Source organism: Glutamicibacter sp. AOP38-B1-38, from assembly GCF_052377485.1.
Taxonomy (GTDB): domain Bacteria; phylum Actinomycetota; class Actinomycetes; order Actinomycetales; family Micrococcaceae; genus Glutamicibacter.
The window spans coordinates 47,972-67,531 of the sequence record NZ_JBQSWU010000024.1 but is presented as its reverse complement, the minus strand read 5'-3'; the positions used below and the strand labels follow the sequence as shown (position 1 = coordinate 67,531).

Annotated in this window: 19 protein-coding genes and 1 pseudogene; 7 read left to right on the top strand and 13 right to left on the bottom strand. The window is 59.6% G+C overall.

What is annotated here, in order from left to right; genetic code table 11:
* Positions 1 to 509 precede the first annotated feature (509 nt).
* Positions 510 to 1,136, top strand: a complete 627-nt coding sequence (locus ACT3TP_RS14195; RefSeq protein ID WP_444620860.1) for a helicase associated domain-containing protein — start codon at positions 510 to 512, stop codon at positions 1,134 to 1,136.
* A gap of 117 nt (positions 1,137 to 1,253) precedes the next feature.
* Here ACT3TP_RS14195 and tsaD read toward each other — a convergent pair whose 3' ends face one another.
* From tsaD to coaA, 7 genes are all read right to left on the bottom strand, one after another.
* The gene (tsaD, locus tag ACT3TP_RS14190; protein ID WP_444620859.1) at positions 1,254 to 2,333 is read right to left on the bottom strand and encodes a tRNA (adenosine(37)-N6)-threonylcarbamoyltransferase complex transferase subunit TsaD; all 1,080 of its coding nucleotides are present in this window, start codon (positions 2,331 to 2,333) and stop codon (positions 1,254 to 1,256) included.
* Complete coding sequence (gene rimI / locus ACT3TP_RS14185) at positions 2,330 to 2,803, bottom strand: ribosomal protein S18-alanine N-acetyltransferase (protein ID WP_444620858.1); 474 nt, start codon at positions 2,801 to 2,803, stop codon at positions 2,330 to 2,332. The genes tsaD and rimI overlap by 4 nt, the downstream gene beginning before the upstream one ends.
* Entirely contained in the window at positions 2,800 to 3,477 is a 678-nt protein-coding gene (gene tsaB, locus ACT3TP_RS14180; protein ID WP_444620857.1) for a tRNA (adenosine(37)-N6)-threonylcarbamoyltransferase complex dimerization subunit type 1 TsaB, read from the bottom strand. The genes rimI and tsaB overlap by 4 nt, the downstream gene beginning before the upstream one ends.
* Entirely contained in the window at positions 3,470 to 4,048 is a 579-nt protein-coding gene (tsaE, locus tag ACT3TP_RS14175; RefSeq protein WP_444620856.1) for a tRNA (adenosine(37)-N6)-threonylcarbamoyltransferase complex ATPase subunit type 1 TsaE, read from the bottom strand. The genes tsaB and tsaE overlap by 8 nt, the downstream gene beginning before the upstream one ends.
* Positions 4,041 to 5,240 carry an alanine racemase gene (alr, locus tag ACT3TP_RS14170; protein WP_444620854.1) on the bottom strand — a complete coding sequence of 400 codons (1,200 nt, stop codon included), beginning with the start codon at positions 5,238 to 5,240 and terminating at the stop codon, positions 4,041 to 4,043. The genes tsaE and alr overlap by 8 nt, the downstream gene beginning before the upstream one ends.
* Before the next feature lie 146 nt (positions 5,241 to 5,386).
* On the bottom strand, positions 5,387 to 5,779 hold the full coding sequence (gene mscL, locus ACT3TP_RS14165; protein ID WP_105553122.1) for a large conductance mechanosensitive channel protein MscL: 393 nt from the start codon (positions 5,777 to 5,779) through the stop codon (positions 5,387 to 5,389).
* A 95-nt stretch (positions 5,780 to 5,874) separates the two neighbouring features.
* A complete protein-coding gene (gene coaA, locus ACT3TP_RS14160; protein ID WP_444620852.1) occupies positions 5,875 to 6,834 on the bottom strand; it encodes a type I pantothenate kinase in 960 nt (319 codons plus the stop codon).
* Between the two features lie 167 nt (positions 6,835 to 7,001).
* Here coaA and glmS point away from each other — a divergent pair, with 167 nt between their 5' ends.
* From glmS to ACT3TP_RS14140, 4 genes are all read left to right on the top strand, one after another.
* On the top strand, positions 7,002 to 8,873 hold the full coding sequence (gene glmS, locus ACT3TP_RS14155; protein WP_096283615.1) for a glutamine--fructose-6-phosphate transaminase (isomerizing): 1,872 nt from the start codon (positions 7,002 to 7,004) through the stop codon (positions 8,871 to 8,873).
* A gap of 73 nt (positions 8,874 to 8,946) precedes the next feature.
* The gene (locus ACT3TP_RS14150; protein ID WP_444620851.1) at positions 8,947 to 9,990 is read left to right on the top strand and encodes an IS1595 family transposase; all 1,044 of its coding nucleotides are present in this window, start codon (positions 8,947 to 8,949) and stop codon (positions 9,988 to 9,990) included.
* 102 nt (positions 9,991 to 10,092) lie between these two features.
* Complete coding sequence (locus ACT3TP_RS14145) at positions 10,093 to 10,443, top strand: holo-ACP synthase (protein WP_444620850.1); 351 nt, start codon at positions 10,093 to 10,095, stop codon at positions 10,441 to 10,443.
* A gap of 59 nt (positions 10,444 to 10,502) precedes the next feature.
* Positions 10,503 to 12,029, top strand: a complete 1,527-nt coding sequence (locus ACT3TP_RS14140) for an NAD(P)H-hydrate dehydratase (RefSeq protein WP_444620849.1) — start codon at positions 10,503 to 10,505, stop codon at positions 12,027 to 12,029.
* Positions 12,030 to 12,105: 76 nt separating this feature from the next.
* Here the strand turns inward: ACT3TP_RS14140 and ACT3TP_RS14135 are convergent, their stop codons facing one another.
* The 5 genes from ACT3TP_RS14135 to truA form a co-directional block, all read right to left on the bottom strand.
* Positions 12,106 to 13,437 carry a UDP-glucose dehydrogenase family protein gene (locus ACT3TP_RS14135; RefSeq protein ID WP_444620848.1) on the bottom strand — a complete coding sequence of 444 codons (1,332 nt, stop codon included), beginning with the start codon at positions 13,435 to 13,437 and terminating at the stop codon, positions 12,106 to 12,108.
* Between the two features lie 126 nt (positions 13,438 to 13,563).
* The gene (gene glmM, locus ACT3TP_RS14130) at positions 13,564 to 14,910 is read right to left on the bottom strand and encodes a phosphoglucosamine mutase (RefSeq protein WP_096283776.1); all 1,347 of its coding nucleotides are present in this window, start codon (positions 14,908 to 14,910) and stop codon (positions 13,564 to 13,566) included.
* Between the two features lie 162 nt (positions 14,911 to 15,072).
* A complete protein-coding gene (gene rpsI / locus ACT3TP_RS14125; RefSeq protein ID WP_096283623.1) occupies positions 15,073 to 15,573 on the bottom strand; it encodes a 30S ribosomal protein S9 in 501 nt (166 codons plus the stop codon).
* A 38-nt stretch (positions 15,574 to 15,611) separates the two neighbouring features.
* Positions 15,612 to 16,055: a 50S ribosomal protein L13 gene (gene rplM / locus ACT3TP_RS14120; RefSeq protein WP_096283625.1), complete on the bottom strand. Its 444-nt coding sequence runs from the start codon at positions 16,053 to 16,055 to the stop codon at positions 15,612 to 15,614.
* Positions 16,056 to 16,364: 309 nt separating this feature from the next.
* A complete protein-coding gene (gene truA / locus ACT3TP_RS14115; RefSeq protein ID WP_444620861.1) occupies positions 16,365 to 17,222 on the bottom strand; it encodes a tRNA pseudouridine(38-40) synthase TruA in 858 nt (285 codons plus the stop codon).
* A 354-nt stretch (positions 17,223 to 17,576) separates the two neighbouring features.
* Here truA and ACT3TP_RS14110 point away from each other — a divergent pair, with 354 nt between their 5' ends.
* The gene (locus tag ACT3TP_RS14110; protein WP_444620847.1) at positions 17,577 to 18,263 is read left to right on the top strand and encodes a hypothetical protein; all 687 of its coding nucleotides are present in this window, start codon (positions 17,577 to 17,579) and stop codon (positions 18,261 to 18,263) included.
* Positions 18,260 to 18,892, top strand: coding sequence for an RES family NAD+ phosphorylase (locus ACT3TP_RS14105; protein WP_444620846.1), 633 nt, complete (start codon positions 18,260 to 18,262; stop codon positions 18,890 to 18,892). Before ACT3TP_RS14110 ends, ACT3TP_RS14105 begins: the two co-directional genes overlap by 4 nt.
* A 148-nt stretch (positions 18,893 to 19,040) precedes the next feature.
* On the opposite strand, the pseudogene rplQ reads toward ACT3TP_RS14105, so the two are convergent.
* Positions 19,041 to 19,487 (bottom strand): annotated as a pseudogene (rplQ, locus tag ACT3TP_RS14100) (50S ribosomal protein L17); the annotation flags it as partial.
* Between the last annotated feature and the right edge of the window lie 73 nt (positions 19,488 to 19,560).

The window sequence follows — 19,560 nt, the reverse complement described above, 5'->3', positions numbered from 1 at the left end:
GCGAGCAAGATTGCTTGCCAGCTAGTGTCAAGGGACTCACTTTTCCCTATGCATCATATTCACCTTTGGCAATGAGTTGCTCGATGATCTGACCCGTCGGAAACGGCGTGGATACTAAACCGCTAGGAAGGAGCCCAAAGCGAAGCGAGCAACTTCCACTCAAGTCTAGTGCGAAATCCTAGCTTGGATCTAAAATTCTCTGCCTAGATGACGATTATTCTTAAAGTCAGTAGAAAGAAAACGCTCATTCATCGAATTGCGCGGAAATTATCCTTCATACCATTCAAGTAATCAGCGTAACCGGGATTAATGATTAGAAACTTATAGATATACTTAACCATAAATCATTAATTAAATAAGTAAAGGCAAACCTTAACAATTAGCATACATTAAAGATATGAATCGCGTTTGCCTGAATTGCTCAAAATTCAAATTAGTCCTATAAATAAAATATCTGGAAGCCAAACCGCGCATAGACAAATCTACGAACATCAAAATAGGATCGTTCCATGACTGGATGGGAAGATTCAAGGCATCCTGAGTGGGACCTCATGTATAGTGCCGGGCTGACGGCCCGTGAAATCGCAGATTTATGTGCACGCAACGTTTCAACGGTACATTTTCATTTGCGAAGGCGCGAACAATACGAGCCTGGTTTCCAGTCGAGGCATCTTGAAGCTCTAAATTCACGCCACCCGGATCGGCCATCCATTCAATGGCGGAAGCAGTTGAACTTGATGAAAGAATTTATTGACGAAAACGATCGACTACCTATTACCAAAGCAACCGCAAAAGAAGCGAGACTTCATGCGTGGCTAGTCAGCCAGCAAAGGTCATACGCGCGTGGCGAGATGTCGCCTGGAAAAGTATTCCTTCTTGACTCTGCCCTTGAATGGCGAGCTACCTCGCGCCATGATGTGTTGGCCCGACACTGGCTAGACAGACTTCAGATGGTTGCAGATTATGTTTCCCAGGCTGGGCATTTTCCAAGGTACCGTAATTACACGACAGAACTCGAACATACTTTGGGCGTTTGGCTGCACATACAGCACCAAAACCGAAGTCAAAAAAAGCTGCCGGAGGAACGACTAACTAAGTTGAACGAAACCATTCCTGGTTGGAGGAGCCACCAGTAATCAGTCGGGGGTATTCGCCGGCGTTTCGTAGATTTCTTAGTCAAACTCATGGTACACATTGTTGTGAAAATGCAACTTGCTGATATCAAGTTTGATGTTCACGGTGATTTTTTACAACTAGCACCACTGTGCAACTATCTCGGTTACCGGTTGCGACGAATCTGTAGCAAAATCCAGTCCCGAAGGCTCGGCGCCAGCGGCCACTAACTGAGCACCAAGCGCGGCAACCATGCCCCCGTTATCCGTGCACAGCGAGAACGGCGGAACCACTAACGTGATTCCAGCCGAAGCGCAACGCGCAGCCAGTAATTCACGCAATCGTGTATTGGCAGCCACTCCCCCACCCAGCAGCAAAGTCTTCAGGCCATTCTCCTGCATAGCGCGCACAGCCTTGGAGGTAATCACGTCCACCACCGCTTCCTGGAAAGATGCGGAAATATCCGCTACCGGGATCGGCTCCCCCGACGCTTCGAAATGCTCCACGCAACGCGCCACGGCGGTCTTCAGACCCGAGAAGGAGAAGTTGTTCCGGTGCTTGCCCGGCGCTTCGGCGGAACCCACGAATTTTGGCAGCGACAGCCCTCGCGGGAAACGGAACGCCTTTTTGTCTCCGTCTTTGGCTGCTTTGTCTATGGCCGGCCCACCTGGATATCCGAGCCCCAACAGACGAGCCGTCTTGTCATAGGCTTCGCCAGCCGCATCATCGATGGTCGCACCAAGCAGCTGCACGTCGTTGGTCAACGAGGTGACTTTCAGGATTTCGGTGTGGCCACCGGAGACCAGCAGCGCGCCGAAGGTCGGTGGAAGTACAGTACCCTCAAGCACCCCGACACCCACGTGTGCAACCAGGTGGTTGATGCCGTACAGCGGTTTGTCGGTGGCCAGCGCCAGCGCCTTTGCCGCGGCCACGCCCACCATAAGTGCCCCGGCTAGCCCGGGTCCGCTGGTGACAGCGATGGCGTCGATTTCCTCCAAGGTCACGTCAGCTTCGGCGAGCGCCTGTTCCAAGGTAGGCACAAACGCTTCGAGGTGCGCGCGGGCGGCGATCTCCGGGATGACTCCCCCGAAACGCACATGTTCATCCATGGAGCTGGATACGGTGTTGGCCAGCAACTGGGTACCACGCACGATCCCGATTCCTGTTTCATCACAAGAGGATTCGATCCCCAGTACTAAGGGGTGCTGCGGGGTGCTCATTCGGTGGCCTCCGTGGTGTCTGGCGTATGCAGTGGAAGGCACATGATCAGCGCATCGATGCCGCCCTTGTAGTATCGCGGGCGGCGATGGATGGTCTCAAATCCCATGGACTCATAGAGTCCAATGGCTGAGGGGTTGTCAAAGCGCACCTCGAGCATCAGATCCAAGGCGCGGTTGGCCCGTGCGGTGTTGATCAGTTCCGTCAGCAGTGCCCGGCCTAGTCCTTGGCCTTGGTACTCGGGAATGATCGCGATGGTTTGCACGTCGGCGATTGGCAGCACGGTGCATAAGCCGGCGTAGCCGATGATCTTACCGGCGTCCTCATAGACCCAGTATTTTCGGGTCTCCAGCTGAGCCAGCTCGGCTTCGAATCCGGCCAGTGGCCAAGCGTCCTCGGGGAACAGCTGGGTTTCCAGCGTGTGGACTGCGGGAATGTCTTCGGATGTCATCTCGCGAAGGGTAATGCTCATGCTTTGGCCTTCTTCATGAACGCCGGTACCTGGGCATCTGATTCACGCAAGTACTGCGGAGCGGTGTCGCTCAAGTCCACGCCCTTTGCAAGATCCTTGAGTCCGCGCCGGCCCAGCTCTCCTGCCTGTGCGATCCAGTCCAGCGACTCTTCCACACCGTGCGCGCCGGCAACAACTAGTTGTTCGGGATAGAGCGAGGCACCCACGCCGTAGACAGGCAAGGCAGGCAGGGTCGCTGCTGTTCCCACGTGGGGCCCGTCCAGCAGTTCACCCGTGGCATTGTATTTGGCCCAGTACACTTCTTTGCGGCGGGCATCAGCGGCCACCACAAATTCTGCCGGTACCTGTTCAGTGTCCAGCACCCGTTCGGCGAGCGCATGCAAGGACAAGACCCCATGCACCGGAACCTTCCAGACAAAGCCGAAGGTCCGTGCGGCGACGAGTCCCACGCGTAGTCCGGTATAGGGTCCTGGACCCACGCCAACGAAGATGCCAGCCAAGTTCTTGCCCTCTTCATTGTTCTCCTCCAGCAGGTCTCGGACATAGCTGGCCAGAGTTTCGGTCTGGTCGTTGCCTTTCGGCGAGGTTCTCTGAGCGATTACTGAACCAGTGGTGCAATCGACCAGCGCCACCGAGGCGTGCGCCGAGGTGTCTATGGACAGATAGTTAGGCATGTGTTTCTCCCGAGTGTTGCAGCCCGATGGCCTGCAGCAAAGCGTTTTTCAGTTCGGTGAAATTCTCGTCGGCCCAGCGCGGGCCTATGGCCTTGAGCGTGAATAGGCGAGGTTCGTCTAGCTCTTCGTCTGATTCTTCCCACTGGTTGCTCGCCGGAACGGCCCAGACCTCGCGGTCCAGCTGGATTTCCAGCCGCGAATCACTCAAGTGCTCAACCTTGCCAAGCCCCCACTCCACTACGGTGACCGAATCGGCCAGGGTGGATTCCAGATCAAGGGTGTCCACGTCGCTGTCCCCGTTGAGCCGGTAGGCATCCACGTGGATCAGCCCCGGCCCATTCCCCAATGACGGGTGCTGGCGGGCCAGCACGAAGGTGGGCGAGATGATTCCCTCGCGGACGTTCAGGCCTAGCCCGAGCGATTGGGTCAAGGTGGTCTTGCCGGCCCCGAGGGATCCGGTGAGGATCACCAAGTCCCCCGCGGACAAGCGACCGCCCAGTGCTTCACCGAGCGCTTCGGTCGCGGTCAGGTCTTCGAGTTGGCAGCTAAATTCCAAAACTTCCTTAGTCACCGGCTTGGCCCCAGGTTCCCTCAACGTAGTAGCGCGGGACGCGCGGTGAGATGCGGGTGACCATCTCGTAGTTGATGGTGTTGGCCGCGTGCGCCCAGGTGGTCGCGGACTCTCCGCCTTCGCCGAAGATAATCGCTTCGGCGCCGAGGAATTCGGCCGGATCAATATCCAGCCCAAGATCAATAACGCACTGGTCCATGGCGATCGTGCCACGCACCGGGTAGGTCTTGCCGTGGATGGTGACCGGAGCACCGGTTGCCACACGTGGCAGCCCATCGGCGTATCCCATCGGGATCAGCGCCAGGTAGGTTTCTTTTGCGGTGAGGTAGCGCAGCCCGTAGGAGACGCCCTGCCCGTTGTTGACCTTCTTCACGTTGGCGACCTTGGTGACCAGCTTCATTGCCGGACGCAAACCATAGGTGGCCGGTGTTTCACCTTCGAACGGGCTCAACCCGTAGAGGCCAAGACCTAGGCGCACCATTTCGTGGTGCGAGTCCGGGCGCGAGAGAATCGCCGGGGTATTGGCGACGTGGCGCATTTCCAGATTGAACCCGGCGGCCTCCACCATTTCGATGGCCTGATCGAAGACCTCAAGCTGCAGATCCGTTTCGGGGCGCTCCGGTTCATCGGCGACCGCAAGGTGGGAGAACACTCCTACGACGCGCAGCAGGCCTTCGGATTGGAACTTCGCGGCGCGTTCCAGCAAGGAGGGAAGGTCGGCCATGGTGGATCCGTTGCGTCCAAGCCCGGTATCAACCTTCAGGTGGATGCGGGCCGGGGTCTGTACCGCCTGCGCGGCGGCCGCGATCAGCTCCAGATCCCAGCCGGAGACTCCGAGGTCGATTCCCTCGGAGATGGCCTTTTCGAATGGCGTGTCATTGGTGTGCAGCCAAGCGAGCATGGGCGCCTCGATGCCCGCCTCGCGCAGGGCCAGGGCCTCGGCCACATGCGCGCAGCCAATCCAGCGCGCACCGGCCTCCAGTGCCGCGGTGGCAACCGGCAAAGCTCCGTGCCCGTATCCGTCGGCCTTGACCACGGCCATGACTTTAGCCGGAGCCACCAGATCGGCGACTTGCTTGACGTTGCTGCGAATCGCGGACAGGTCGATTACTGCACGGCGTTCCCAACCAATGTAAGGAGCGGTGTCGCCTGCTTCCGGCGCGTTGATTTCCTCAAGAGATTCAGAGTTCACCAAACTATCTTCCCACTTTTCTGCCACCGATGCCGCGCTGGTACCCGTAGCCTCCGGACCACCGCCCGTTGGCAGGTTAAAGGTAAAGGGCCACTACGCTCAAAACATGTTTGAGAGCAGCGGCCCTTGCGCGTTTGTGTGGGTTGTTAGCGGAGTGTTTTCAGTTCGTCGCGGATCTGCTCCAGCAAGGCCAGCTGTGGGTCGATAGGATCTTCTTCATCGACAATGCCGCGGCGGCGGGCCATTGCTTCGTTGGCCTTCGTCATTGGCAGCACCAGTGCGAAGTAGACAGCTGCTGCGATCAACAGGAAGTTGACCAGTGCGGTCAGGAAGACACCGAACTTGATGTCAACTCCGTTGATGGTCAGTAGCAGGAAGCCATCGAATGATGGCGAACCGACCAAGGCGGCGATCAATGGCATCAGCACATTGTCGACCAGGGCGGTAATTACGGCACCGAATGCGGCACCGATCACAACGGCAACCGCCAGATCGACGACGTTGCCCTTCATTATAAAATCGCGGAATCCCTTAAGCATGATTTGAGCATACACAGCAAAAACACAGCGAGAGCGGACATTTTGCGCGAAAACTTAAATTTTGTAAGAAATTCGGTTCCCGTTAGGAAGAATGTCTAGATTTTGCGAAGCAGCATCCGGTGCACCGAATGATCCGCGCTCTTGCGCAGCACCAACTGCGCACGGCCACGGGTAGGCAGCACATTTTCCTTCAAATTCGGTTCGTTGATGCGCTTCCAGATGCCGTGCGCCGTCTCGCGCGCCTCGTCGTCGGTCAGCTGCGCATAGCGGTGGAAATAGCTCGCCGGGTCGGCGAAAGCGCCCGAGCGCAGGTTCATGAAACGGCGGATGTACCACTCTTCAATGTCCTTGGTCCGCGCGTCGACATAGACGGAGAAGTCGAAGAAGTCGCTGAGCGCCAGGCCTACGGTTCCATCCGAACGGGTCCGCGCCGGCTGCAAAACGTTCAGCCCCTCGACGATCAGCACCTGCGGCGAGCGAATCACATTGCGCTCTTCGGGAATGATGTCGTAGGTCAGGTGCGAGTACACCGGGGCGCCGACTTCCGGAACACCGGACTTCACCGCCGAGACAAAGCGCAGCAGCGCGCGGCGGTCATAGGACTCCGGGAATCCCTTGCGGTCCATGATGCCGCGGCGCTCAAGCTCTGCATTGGGGTAAAGGAACCCGTCGGTGGTAATCAGCTGCACGTCCGGAGTTTCCGGCCAGCGGCGCAGCATGTCGCGAAGCACGCGGGCGGTGGTGGACTTGCCTACCGCCACCGAACCGGCGACGCCGATGACAAAGGGTGTGCGGCTCGTTTGCTCGCCGAGGAATGTCGTTGTTGCCCGGTGCGTTGCCCCGGCGCCTTGGACATAGAGGTACAGCAAACGGCTCAATGGCAGGTATACGTCGCGAATCTCATCGAGGTCCAACGCGTCGCCTAAACCGCGCAGCCGTTCAATATCCTCTTCGTTGAGGGGTTGTTCCATCTTGTTAGAGAGACGGGCCCAGGTCTCGCGCTCTAGCTCGACGAAAGGGGTAATCGGTGTCTCTAACGTTCCTTGTGGTTCCACGGAGACAAATTCTGCCAAGGATTACCCCAACTACCCAAACTTTGCCATCGCTTTCTTTGCACATGACCCCTAGGTCGCGTTCTCCGGTGACCTATGACACGCGACTTTTTGAGTGATGCGCCACGATATCTCCCATCATTGGGGAATCAACCGGTACGCTTTTTCCTATGTGCGGAATTGTTGGATATGCGGGAGCGTCAAGCTCAGTCACCGATCACGGTGCACTTGACGTTCTAATTGAAGGTTTACGTCGGTTGGAGTACCGCGGTTATGACTCGGCCGGTGTTGCCGTGGTCGCCGATGGTGCCATTCACTCACGCAAGAAGGCTGGCAAACTTGTCAACCTGGAAAATGTTATCGCCGAGGAACCGTTGCCTGGGTCTCACACCGGTATCGGCCACACTCGGTGGGCCACCCACGGCGGGCCAAGCGACGGCAACGCCCACCCTCACCTGGCCGATGGCGGCAAGCTTGCAATGATCCACAACGGAATCATTGAGAACTTCGCGGGCATCAAGGCAAAGCTGGTGGCCGAAGGGGTCGAGCTCCTCTCGGACACCGATACCGAGGTTGCAGCCGCCCTGCTGGGCAAGCTCTACAGCACCGAAGCCAATGGCGATCTCACCCTGGCCATGCAGCTGGCCGTGAAGCACCTCGAAGGTGCCTTCACCCTGCTGGCAGTTCACCAAGACCACCCGGGCGTCGTCGTGGCAGCCCGCCGCAACTCCCCGCTCGTGCTGGGCCTGGGCGATGGCGAAAACTTCCTCGGTTCCGATGTCTCTGGCTTCATCGACTTCACCCGTCGTGCGGTGGAACTGGGCCAGGACCAGATCGTGACCATCACCCCGAATACCCACAGCATCACCGACTTCGACGGCAACCCTGCCGAAGGCAAGGAATTCCACGTTGACTGGGATGCAGCCAGCGCCGAAAAGGGCGGCTTCCCTTCCTTCATGGAGAAGGAAATCTTCGACCAGCCAGCCGCCGTGGCCGACACCCTCTTGGGCCGCTCGGACGCCGATGGCCGCCTGACCCTCGATGAGCTGCGCATCGATCCGGAAGAACTTTCCAAGATCTCCAAGATCGTTGTGCTCGCCTGCGGCACCAGCGCTTACGCCGGTTCCGTAGCCAAGTACGCCATCGAATCCTGGTGCCGCATTCCGGTCGAGGTGGAGCTCTCACACGAGTTCCGCTACCGCGAGCCGATCGTTGACGAGAAGACCCTGATCGTTTCGATCTCGCAGTCCGGGGAAACCATGGACACCCTGATGGCCGTGCGCTATGCCAAGGAGCAGGGTGCAAAGACCATGTCGATCTGCAACACCAACGGCTCGACCATCCCGCGCGAATCCGACGCGGTGCTCTACACCCACGCCGGTCCGGAGATCGCGGTGGCTTCCACCAAGGCCTTCCTGGCGCAGATCACCGCCACTTACCTGCTGGGCCTGTACCTGGCGCAGCTGCGCGGCAACCTCTTCCAGGGCCAGATCAAGGACATCCTGGCCGACCTGGGCAAGATCCCGGCGAAGATCCAGGACATCCTGGATCGCGCCGACGAGATCAAGGAACTTGCCCGCTCGATGGAAGACGCTTCCTCGGTGCTGTTCCTGGGCCGCCACGTCGGTTACCCGGTGGCCATGGAAGGCGCGCTGAAGCTCAAGGAGATCGCCTACATCCACGCCGAGGGCTTCGCCGCCGGCGAGCTGAAGCACGGACCGATCGCCCTGATCGACGACGGCCAGCCGGTCTTCGTGGTGGTTCCTTCCCCGCGCGGCCGCGATTCGCTGCACTCGAAGGTTGTCTCGAACATCCAGGAGGTCCGCGCCCGTGGCGCCAAGACCCTGGTCATCGCCGAAGACGGCGATCACGATGTGAAGGACTACTCCGAGTGGGTCTTCTACGTCCCGGAGACTCCAACGCTGCTGATGCCGCTGCTGGCCACCGTGCCGCTGCAGCTCTTCGCTTGCGAACTAGCCTCGGCCAAGGGCTTCGACGTGGACCAGCCTCGAAACCTGGCCAAGTCGGTAACCGTGGAGTAGTCTACGCTTTTCCATAAAATGGCTATCCACTTAACTGCCGTAATCCCGGCGAAGTACGCGTATCGTTTGACGCATGCGGACTTCACCGACGGCCGGAAAAGATTATCCAACGTCATTGGCTCAATTCCGCTCGTGGTTTCCCACTGACGCCGACTGTTCCGACTATCTTGACTGGTTGCGCTGGCCGGACGGCTTCCTCTGCCCAAGTTGTTTCAGTATCGGGGACTGGGCAGATCTGGCAGGAATCCATCGTTGCTCTGGCTGCGGACGCCGCTTCAGTGCCACGTCAGGGACTATATTTCATCGTACCCGAACACCTCTGACGATATGGTTTGAAGCGGCTTGGCTGATGACCGTATCAAAACAAGGAATCTCGGCGCTGAGTTTACAAAGAACCACCGGCCTAGGCAGTTACCAAAGCGCTTGGACCATGCTTCAAAAGTTCCGGACGGTCATGAGCAATAGTCATCATGAGTTGTTGAGTGGAAACGTCGAAATGGATGAAACCTATCTCGGCGGCAAAGGAAAACCAGGGGTTACTGGACGCGGTGCCGCGGGTAAGTTAGTGGTTGCCGGTGCGATCGAAAGGTCAGGACGAAGCTTCGGCCGAGCGAGGTTGCAGATACTGCCCGATGCAAAAAGCCCGAGCCTTGAGCGGTTCATCCACCAGCAAATCCAACCAGGTTCGACCTTGGTTACTGATGGCTGGCGTGGATATTTGAAGGCTACGAAGAATGCTGGTGTTCAGCATGAAATACATAATGTCTCGGTCAGTGGATTGCCAGCGCATGTTTCTTTGCCAGGGGTTCATCGATTGTTCTCGCTTGTCAGGCGTGTATTGGATGGAACATATCAAGGCAGCGTGCAGTCTGAGCAGTTGCAAGGGTATCTAGATGAGTTTATCTATCGGTTCAATCGCAGACATGCTCAAAGCCGAGGGTTGGTGTTCTTCCGGTTGCTGGAGGCGTCGGTGGAAGCTGGTCCTAGTTCGTACCAGGATATCGCTCGTGTTCACCGCCGAACGGGCACCATTAGTCGAGTGGGTCCAACAACTGAGTATTATGCTCCGAGGTCATTGGCGAATTTATCGATTGCTAGGCCTTGGAGATCGTCGTAATCACGGCAGTTAAGTGGATAGCCATTTTCCATAATTGCGGGCATCCCTTCGGGGGTGCCCGCAATTTTTTTCTCTTCCAAGGCTCTGGATAGACTGGAGATCATGATTGCAGGAATCGGTGTCGACATTGTCGACGTGCCACGCTTTGGCCGACAGCTCGAACGCACCCCACGCCTGCGTGAACGACTCTTCACCGCCGTGGAACGCGATTTGCCGCTTCGCTCCCTGGCCGTGCGATTCGCCGCCAAGGAGGCCATCGCCAAGGCTCTGGGCGCCCCGGTAGGTATGAATTGGCAGGATTGCACCATCGCCAAGGACGAGGCCGGAGATCCGCAGGTGCTCATTCGCGGGACCGTCGCCGCCGCCAGTGAACACCGCGGCATTACTTCCTGGCATCTGACCATGTCACATGACGGCGATATGGCCGTGGCCATGGTTGTCGCCGAGCGATAAAACGACACGTTAGCAGTTAAAACGGGCGTATCACCGCTTGGGTGAGTAAAGTTTGTCTTATGATCCCTGTCTACAGTGTTGCGCAAGTCCGTGCGGTCGAGGCCCAAGAGATCTCCACACGTGGAAGTGAAGCGCTGATGCGCGCCGCCGCCAGCGAACTCGCCGCCGCGGCCGAGAGCATGCTGTCCCAAGCGCCAACGGCCACCGACGCCCTGGTGGTCGCCCTGATCGGTCCGGGCAACAACGGCGGTGACGGGCTCTACGCGTTGGCCGAACTGGCCCAGCGCGGCTACCAGACCCTCGCCCTGCAGTGCACCGACACCTGCCACACCGAAGCCTTGAAGGCCTATACCGCTGCTTCCGGCACCGTGAAGCCGGTGTCAGCAGGCCAGTCCGAGCTGGCTGCGGCGGCCTTGGTCATCGATGCGATCTATGGAATTGGCTACCGCCCCGGGGCACAGCTGCCCCAGCTGCCCACCGGCGCACGGGTCCTGGCCTGCGATGTTCCCTCGGGGCTGGACTGCGAAACCGGCGTTGCCGATGACCAGGTGCTGCTTGCCGAGCGCACCATCACCTTCGGGGCGCTGAAGACCGGACTGATCTCCCGCGACGCACCCTTGGTGACCGGTGAGATTCAGGTGGCCGGCCTGGACTTCGATTTTTCCGCGCTCAGCCCGGAAACCGATTTGGTCGACGAGCTCTCGGCCCGTGCGCTGCTCGATGAGCACCGCAGCTGGCGGGACGCCGGGCGCCACAAGTACGAACGTGGCGTCCTCGGCCTCATTGCCGGCTCCGCGCTCTACCCCGGTGCCGCGCTGCTGACCGCACGGGCCGCGGTTGCCTGCGGTGCAGGCCTGCTGCGCACCCATGTACCCGGAGAGGTGCAGCCACTGCTGTCCATTGCCGCCCCGGAAACCGTTCCGCTGGATGACCAGCAGATCTCCGAGGCATTGTCCTTGGCCCGCCGCCACCTCCACGGGCGCGGCGCGAAGATCTCGGCCTGGGCCATTGGCCCGGGAATCGACAGCCGCACTCCCCCCACCGGGGTTATCGCCAACGTCTTCGACAGCCGCCAGCCGGCGGTCATCGACGCCAGCGGACTGGACGTGGTTCCCGCCGGACCCAGCGAGCAGCCGCGCGTGCTGACCCCGCATGCCAAGGAGCTTCGCATGCTGCTGCGCCGCGCCGGAGTGAGCGTCACCACCGAGGAAGTCGCCCAGGACCCGATCCGCTGGACCCGTTGGGTGGCTCTTGCCTACAACGCGGTGGTGCTGCTGAAGGGTCCGACCAGCTATGTGGTCGCCCCGGACGGTGCCAACCTCGTGGTCTGCCATGCGGCGGCCCAGCTGGCGACTGCAGGCTCTGGAGACGTGCTCACGGGCATTCTCGGCTATCTGCTCTCCGACAGCTCGCTAACGGGCATCCAGGGCCTGGAGACCGTCAGCAATGACCGCCTGATGGAGCTCACCGCCTGCGCGGCGGTCATCCACGGCCATCTGGGCCGGGTGAGCGCCGAGCAAGGTACCGTGAGCGCCTCGCGCTTGATCGAAAACCTGCCGGCGGTCATGAAGGAATTCGGCTTCTAGGCAAAGCCTCTTAAATCAGAAAAATGTGGTCTCTGCGCGATACGCAGAGACCACATTTTCTTTTCAGGGTTTACTTTTAGTCGAGCTCGAACTTCTCGCCGGGCCCGGTGATTACCCAGCCCTGCTCGCGCCACATCGGGCGGTCCAGCACATTGCGTCCATCGATCAGCGCGCGGGTGCCAACAACCTCGCCGAGCTCTTGGGGGTCCAGCGCCCGGAATTCGTTCCATTCGGTCAGCAGCAGCACCAGGTCCGCGGCCTTCGCCGCCTCGCGCCAGGAATCCACATAGTTCAGCCGCGGGAAACGTCCGGCCGCGTTCTTATTGCCCTCCGGGTCATAGACCGAAACCTCGGCCCCGGAGTTGTACAGCCGCACCGCGATGTCCAGCGCCGGCGAGTCGCGCACGTCGTCGCTGTCGGGCTTGAAGGTCACCCCGAGCACGCAGATCCGCTTGCCCGCCAGCTGCTCCCCCAGGATCGAGGAAGCCAGCGAAACCACGCGGTCGCGGCGGCGCAGGTTGATCTGGTCCACCTCGGCGAGGAAGCCCATGGTCTGACTCAGGCCCAGCTCGCTGACCCGCGCCTGGAGGGCGCGGATGTCCTTGGGCAGGCAGCCGCCGCCGAACCCGACGCCGGCGTTGAGGAATTTGCGGCCGATGCGCGCATCGTGGCCGATCGCGTCGGCCAGCGTCTTGATGTCCCCGCCGACATTCTCGGTGACCTCGGCGAAGGCGTTGATGAAGGAGATCTTGGTGGCCAGGAACGCGTTGGCGGCCACCTTGACCAGCTCCGAGGTTTCCAGGTCGGTGACGACCTCGGGGGTGCCGGCGGCGAGGATCGGTGCGTAGACCTCGCGCAGCTTGCCCAGCGCGCTCTCGTCCCCCAGGCCGTAGACCAAGCGGTCCGGCGTCAGCGTGTCCTTCACGGCGAAGCCCTCGCGCAGGAACTCCGGGTTCCAGGCCAAGGTGATGTGGCTTTCCGGGCTCGCGGTGGCTTCGATGCGTTCGGCCAGCCGGCGCGCGGTGCCCACGGGCACCGTGGACTTGCCCACGATCAGCGCCTCGCCGCTGATGTGTTCCACCAGGGAGTCCACGGCCGCATCGACATAGCTCATATCCGCGGACTGGGAGTCCGCGCGCTGCGGGGTGCCGACGGTGACAAAGTGGATGTCGGCCAGTTCGGCCACCTGCGCGTAGGAGTCGGTGAACCGCAGGCGCCCGCTGGAAACATGCTTGCGCAGCAGCTCGGGCAGGCCCGGCTCGTGGAAGGGTAGGATCCCGGCCGCCAGTGCCTGGAGCTTCTCCGGATTAACATCCAGGCCGATGACCTCATAGCCCAGTTCTGCCATGCACGCTGCATGGGTTGCACCAAGATAGCCGGTGCCGATGACGCTGATACGCAAAGTCACGAAGTACTACTCCCCAGATATCTAACCCAATAACTACTAGTTAGCATGCCACACCCCCGCACCATGATCCCTGCGGGAACGCGGTACGGGGGTGTGAGTTTTCTTGATGTTTACTGGGTGGTTGCCTTAAAGCGCCAGGTGCGTTGCCACGGCGCCGGCCAGCAGCTCCGCTTCGAGCTGGGCCTGGTCCTGAGTGGCGGCCTCGACCATCACGCGCACCACTGGCTCGGTGCCCGAGGGGCGCAAGAGCACCCGTCCGGTGGAACCCAGGCGGGCCTCGGTCCCGGCGATCTCATTGAGCAGCGGTTCGCACTCGGCAACCCCTGCCTTGTCCACGCCGCGCACATTGATCAGCACCTGCGGCAGCACGGTGAGCACGGAGGCAAGCTCCTTGAGGGTCTTGCCGGTGGCCTTCACGCGGGCTGCCAGTAGCAGGCCGGTCAGCACCCCGTCACCGGTGGTGGCGTACTTGCTGAAGATAACGTGGCCGGACTGCTCGCCGCCCAGCGAGTAGTTGCCTTCGCGCATGCCTTCGAGCACATAGCGGTCTCCGACGCCGGTCTGCTTGAGCGTGATGCCGGCTTCTTCCATGGCGATCTTCAAACCGAGATTGCTCATCACGGTGGCCACCAGGGTGTCATCCACCAGTTCGCCGCGGGCTTTGAGGTCAATGGCCATCACGGCCATGATCTGATCCCCGTCGACGACGGTGCCCTCGTGGTCCACCGCGAGGCAGCGGTCCGCGTCGCCGTCGTGTGCGATGCCCAGGTCCGCACCGTGCTCGAGCACGGCGGCCTGGAGCTTTTCCAGGTGGGTGGAGCCGTAGCCGTCATTGATGTTGATGCCATCTGGCTCGGCGCCGATGACAATGACCTCTGCGCCGGCATTCTTGAATACCTCTGGCGAGCAGCCCGAAGCCGCGCCGTGGGCGCAGTCCAGGACCACTTTGACGCCTTCGAGGCGGTTTGGCATAGCCGCCAGCAGGTGCATGATGTAGCGGTCCTCGGCGTCGGAGAAACGCGAGATCCTTCCTACGGCGCCACCGGTGGGGCGCGGGTTCGGCATGTCCAGGCAGGCTTCGATCGCGTCTTCCAACGCGTCGTCCAGCTTCTTGCCTCCCCGGGCCAGGAACTTGATGCCGTTATCCGGCGCGGCATTATGCGAGGCGGAGATCATCACGCCGAAGTCGGCGTTGAGATCACCGACCAGGAATGCGGCGGCCGGAGTCGGCAACGTGCCCGCATCCTTAACGTCAACACCGGAAGCGGCCAGACCAGCCTCGATCGCGGCGGAGAGGAAGTCGCCGCTGATACGCGGATCCTTCGCCACCACGGCAACCGGCTTGCGTCCGTCTTCCGACTGACTTAAACCAAGAACCACCGAAGCTGCTTGCGCTAGATCCAGCGCCAGCTCGGGGGTTAACAACTCGTTTGCTTTTCCTCGGACCCCATCGGTCCCAAATAACCTTGCCATCATCGTCAATCATAAGCCCTGCGCATCGATTTACCCGTGCACATGTGAGCTTTGGAACGCTATGTGAGAAAACTTTAATGGCTCAGAGGTCACAAACGGGCGTTTAAAGGCCAAAGGCCCGCATCCGAAGATGCGGGCCTTTGGGAAACCTGTGGGTAAGGTTTAGCGCTTCGAGAACTGCGAAGCCTTGCGGGCCTTCTTGAGACCAGCCTTCTTGCGCTCGATGACGCGTGCGTCACGAGTCAAGTAGCCGGCCTTCTTCAGCGCCGCGCGGTTTGCATCGCGATCGATCTCGTTCAGCGAGCGGGCAATGCCAAGACGCAATGCGCCGGCCTGGCCGGAGATGCCGCCACCGTGGATACGGGCGATAACATCGTATGCGCCTTCTAGACCCAGAACCTTGAATGGCTCGTTAACATCCTGCTGGTGCAGCTTGTTAGGGAAGAAGTTTTCCAGGGTGCGGCCGTTGACGACCCAGTTGCCCGAGCCTGGGATCAGGCGAACGCGGGCAATAGCCTGCTTGCGGCGGCCTACTGCGCCACCTGGAACGGTTAGTGGAGCGCGCTCGGTGTCGGCTACGACGGTCGATGCAGCGGTCTCGGTGGTGTAAGTCGAAGGGGTTTCGCCTTCGAATTCGGTGGTCTCTTCAGCGTTCTCAGCCACGATAATCTCCTATTAAGTCTTTGTTCTCGGGGCCAGTACTACTGAGCGACCTGGCTGATTTCCAGTACCTTTGGAGCCTGAGCAGCGTGTGGGTGCTCGGCGTCGCGGTATACCTTCAGCTTGGACAGCTGAGCGTCGGAAAGCTTGTTCTTTGGCAGCATGCCCTTGATGGCCTTCTCGACGGCCAGAACTGGGTTCTTCTCAAGGAGCTCGGCGTAGTTAACGCTCTTCAGACCGCCCGGGAAGCCCGAGTGACGGTAGGCGCGCTTGTCCTTCAGCTTCTTACCGGTCAGGGCGACCTTCTCGGCGTTGATGATGATGACATGGTCGCCCATGTCCATGTGAGCTGCGAAGGTTGGCTTATGCTTGCCGCGCAGCAGGGTTGCGGCCTGGACGGCGAGACGGCCGAGTACTACGTCGGTGGCGTCAATGACAAACCACTGACGAGTCTGGTCAGCCGGCTTAGGGGTGTACGTACGCACAGTAATTGCCTTACGTTGATTCGTTTCTGGTCAAACAGTCGCAGGTGTCGAGGCGTGAGATCCTCCAGTGACGAGCACTGTCGTGTTGTTCTTGTGCTTAGACCAGTACGTCAGGTGAGGACTGATGATGACCGGCCGTCCATATATTGTTCGCACACCCAGCAGACCAGCGACTATGCAACTAAGCCGTCACGCTTGGGCGTGTAGTGTCGAACGTGGACATACACAACTCATAAAAGTTTAGCCGATTAACACTCAGACGACCAAAACAAAGGTGCCTCTAGGTGAGCAATGACACCCGAAGGGTCATTAATCGAGGTCTTTTAATGAATCCTTCTGCGAAACGTCGCGTCTTGCCCTGGTGAGTGCCGCTCGCTCGGCGAGCTCGTGGTCATCAGGATAGTAGACCTCTTCGAGCACCAACGCGTGCGGATGAGCCAGAATCGACTTCGAATCGCGCACCATCAGCGCCAGGCGTTCGGCCAGGAAACCGGGCTCTTCCCTGCCGCTGGCCACACGCAGCGCCGCCCCGATCAGCGAACGCACCATATTGTGGCAAAACGCGTCGGCCTTCAAATGCACCACGATATTTCCGTCTTCGGCACGGCTGAATTCAAATTCCTGCAGTGTGCGGATGGTAGTGGCCCGCGGGCGCGGCTTGCAGTAGGAGAGGAAGTCGTGGCGTCCGAGGACCGATCGGGCCTCGGCGTTCAACAGGTCGATGTTGATGTCTTCGCGGTACCACATGGTCAGCTGCCGGCTCAGTGGATCCCAGCGGTGGATGCCGTCGGCAATCCGGTAGGAGTAGCGACGGGCCAAGGCGGAGAAGCGTGCGTCGAAACCCTCGGCGGCCTTGGCCACTTCATGGACCCACACGGCCTTATCTTGGCGGCCCAAGAGGCCATTGATGCGGCGCAGAAGCGCCGGGCCCGGTAACAGATCCGAATTGCGCGGCAGAGCCAGATACTCTTCCTCGGTCAGATCGAAGTGGACTACCTGCCGGCGCGCGTGCACCCCGGCATCGGTGCGTCCGGCGACGACCACACGGACCAGGCGGCGGATCAGGGTTTCCAGTGCCTCTTCGACCAGCTGCTGCACACCGACGACATTGGGCTGCCGCGCCCAGCCGTTGTAGGCTGCGCCGTCGTATCCAAGCACCATGCGCATGCGGATCAGCGCCGGGGACGAACTAGTACCCAGAGCGGTGGTACCGAATGGATCAATGATCTCTGACTGCGAATTCATGCTTTCAATTATCCCTTGGAACAAGAGTGAATCGCGAACCGAAGCCCCAACCGCGGCTGGACATGCGCTTTCTACCGCATCTTGACCTGCCGGCAGCACTGCGATTCGCGCGCTCTGCAGTCCTCCAGCCAAGTGCCGCAGGGAGCGAATGAACCTGTTCGGCAGGCAGGGCATGCCAAGACGCCCCCGCATATCGATTCCGTTCACTGCGGAACATTTCTGCCGCACGCTTGTGGTCGTAATTCACGGCTTAATCGCGGTAGCCGTCATCGGTCCATGATTCTCGCGTTCCGTCGTCCACATGGCAGGGTTTACCTATTTATCCACGGTTGGATACGGCGTATCATCATGATTATGAGCGGCGCGATGAACTACATCCGGAAGGATCTGGAGTCGACGGTACAGATCTTCTTGGACAAACACGGTGGCAGCATGGCACCCCGAGATTTCTTGCGCGTAGTTTCGGATGTGTCAGATAGCATCAGCGAACCGTTGACCGAGGGCGAACGTAATTTCCTGCTGGAGAACACAGACCTGTCAGAGGCCGATTTAAGCCCTGAAGGACGGCTGAAGTCCGATTTGATCGTCCTAGACGCCCAAGCAAAATCACTGGATCTGGTGGAGAAATCCGCCTACACTACCGCTGAAGTTGCGCAGATCGTTGGTCGGGACGAGGCGAATGTGCGCCGCGCGAAAGCTAAGGGTGACTATTTCGCGCTAGCTCGAAGTGAAGGGAAACAATCCCTGTTCCCGAAATGGCAGTTCACCAGCGAGGGCGTGGTCCCCGGACTGCGGGAACTGATTCCCGCTTTCCCGCGTTTCTATCACCCGCTGGCGATCGAAACCGTAATGACCCAATCCAATGAGGACTATCTCGGAGGGCGCTCCCCTGCGGATTGGCTTATTACCGGTGGTGCACTTGAAGCCGTACTGGAATTGGTTTCTCATTTGGAATTCGAGTGACTGCCAAGGCACCGAAGAATCCTCGCAAGCCACCTGTGCCGCTCACCCTGCTCCCCCATGATTTGAGGATTTGGCAAGGACCTCTGTGGAGAATACACACAAGTTCCGGAGCCTTCGGCGCACCATGGAACAACCTGCGCGAGTACGGTCCAATCAAGGCTTTCAGATGGGAGCCTCATCCTCTCCCGGTAAATGTTCATCCCGGGATTGGAGTCTCCTACACAACTCCTAGTTACGTCACCGCCTTTGCCGAGGTCTTTCAGACAGTTCGCGCGATTTCCTTCGACAAGAGCCGAACACTCTCCGCGTGGTCGCCGATACGCCCACTTCAGCTCCTTGATTTGACTACATCTACGTGGCTGCTGAGACATCGGGCCTCGGCTTCCTTGAATGGACAGCCCAAGAATGTTTGCCGAGCGTGGGCTAAGGAGATCAACCTGCAGCTTGGCGCTGACATTGACGGCATCTACGTGAATTCAACGATGGTTGGTACGCCCATGGTGGTTCTCTTTTCGCGCGCGCGTACCGCTTTCCCGATGGCACCCGCTTTTTCCCGGAACCTGACCCACATTGATGTGATGACCATGGCGCGCAAAGCCTCGGTACAACTGGGCTGGCCTATCGTCTGAATGAACGCCGCGGACAGGCACCACGTCCGGACCGAATGATTTGCCGGGCTTCGTTGCGTTAAATAGTTATCCCCGGACATTCCTTGCGGATTGTCCGGGGATAACTTGACCGTTTTACCGGTGAAGATTCACAAGCTTAAGCTTAGGCTTCTTCGGTGGTAGCTTCGGTTGCCTTCTCGGTAGCCTGGGTGGCTTCCTTGACGACTGCCTGCTTTGGCGAAACCGGTTCCATGACCAGTTCGATAACAGCCATAGGGGCGTTGTCGCCCTTGCGGTTACCAATCTTGGTGATGCGGGTGTAGCCACCCTGGCGATCGGCCATAGCAGGTGCGATGTTCGCGAAAAGCTCGTGAACGATCGACTTGTTGGTGCGCGAGCGCGAAGCGATAACCGACTGGACGCGACGACGCGAGGCCAGATCTCCACGCTTTGCGAAGGTGATCAGGCGCTCTGCGTGTGGACGCAGACGCTTGGCGCGGGTCAGGGTGGTGGTGATCTTCTTGTTCTCGAAGAGCTGTGCGGACATGTTAGCGAAGATCAATCGCTCATGTGCTGCACTGCCGCCGAGACGCGGACCCTTAGTAGGGGTAGGCATGGTAGTTCTCCTAGATGAATGACCGAGTCCGCCGGTATGTGACCGGCAGGTCGGGTGAAGTAGTGTGTCGCGA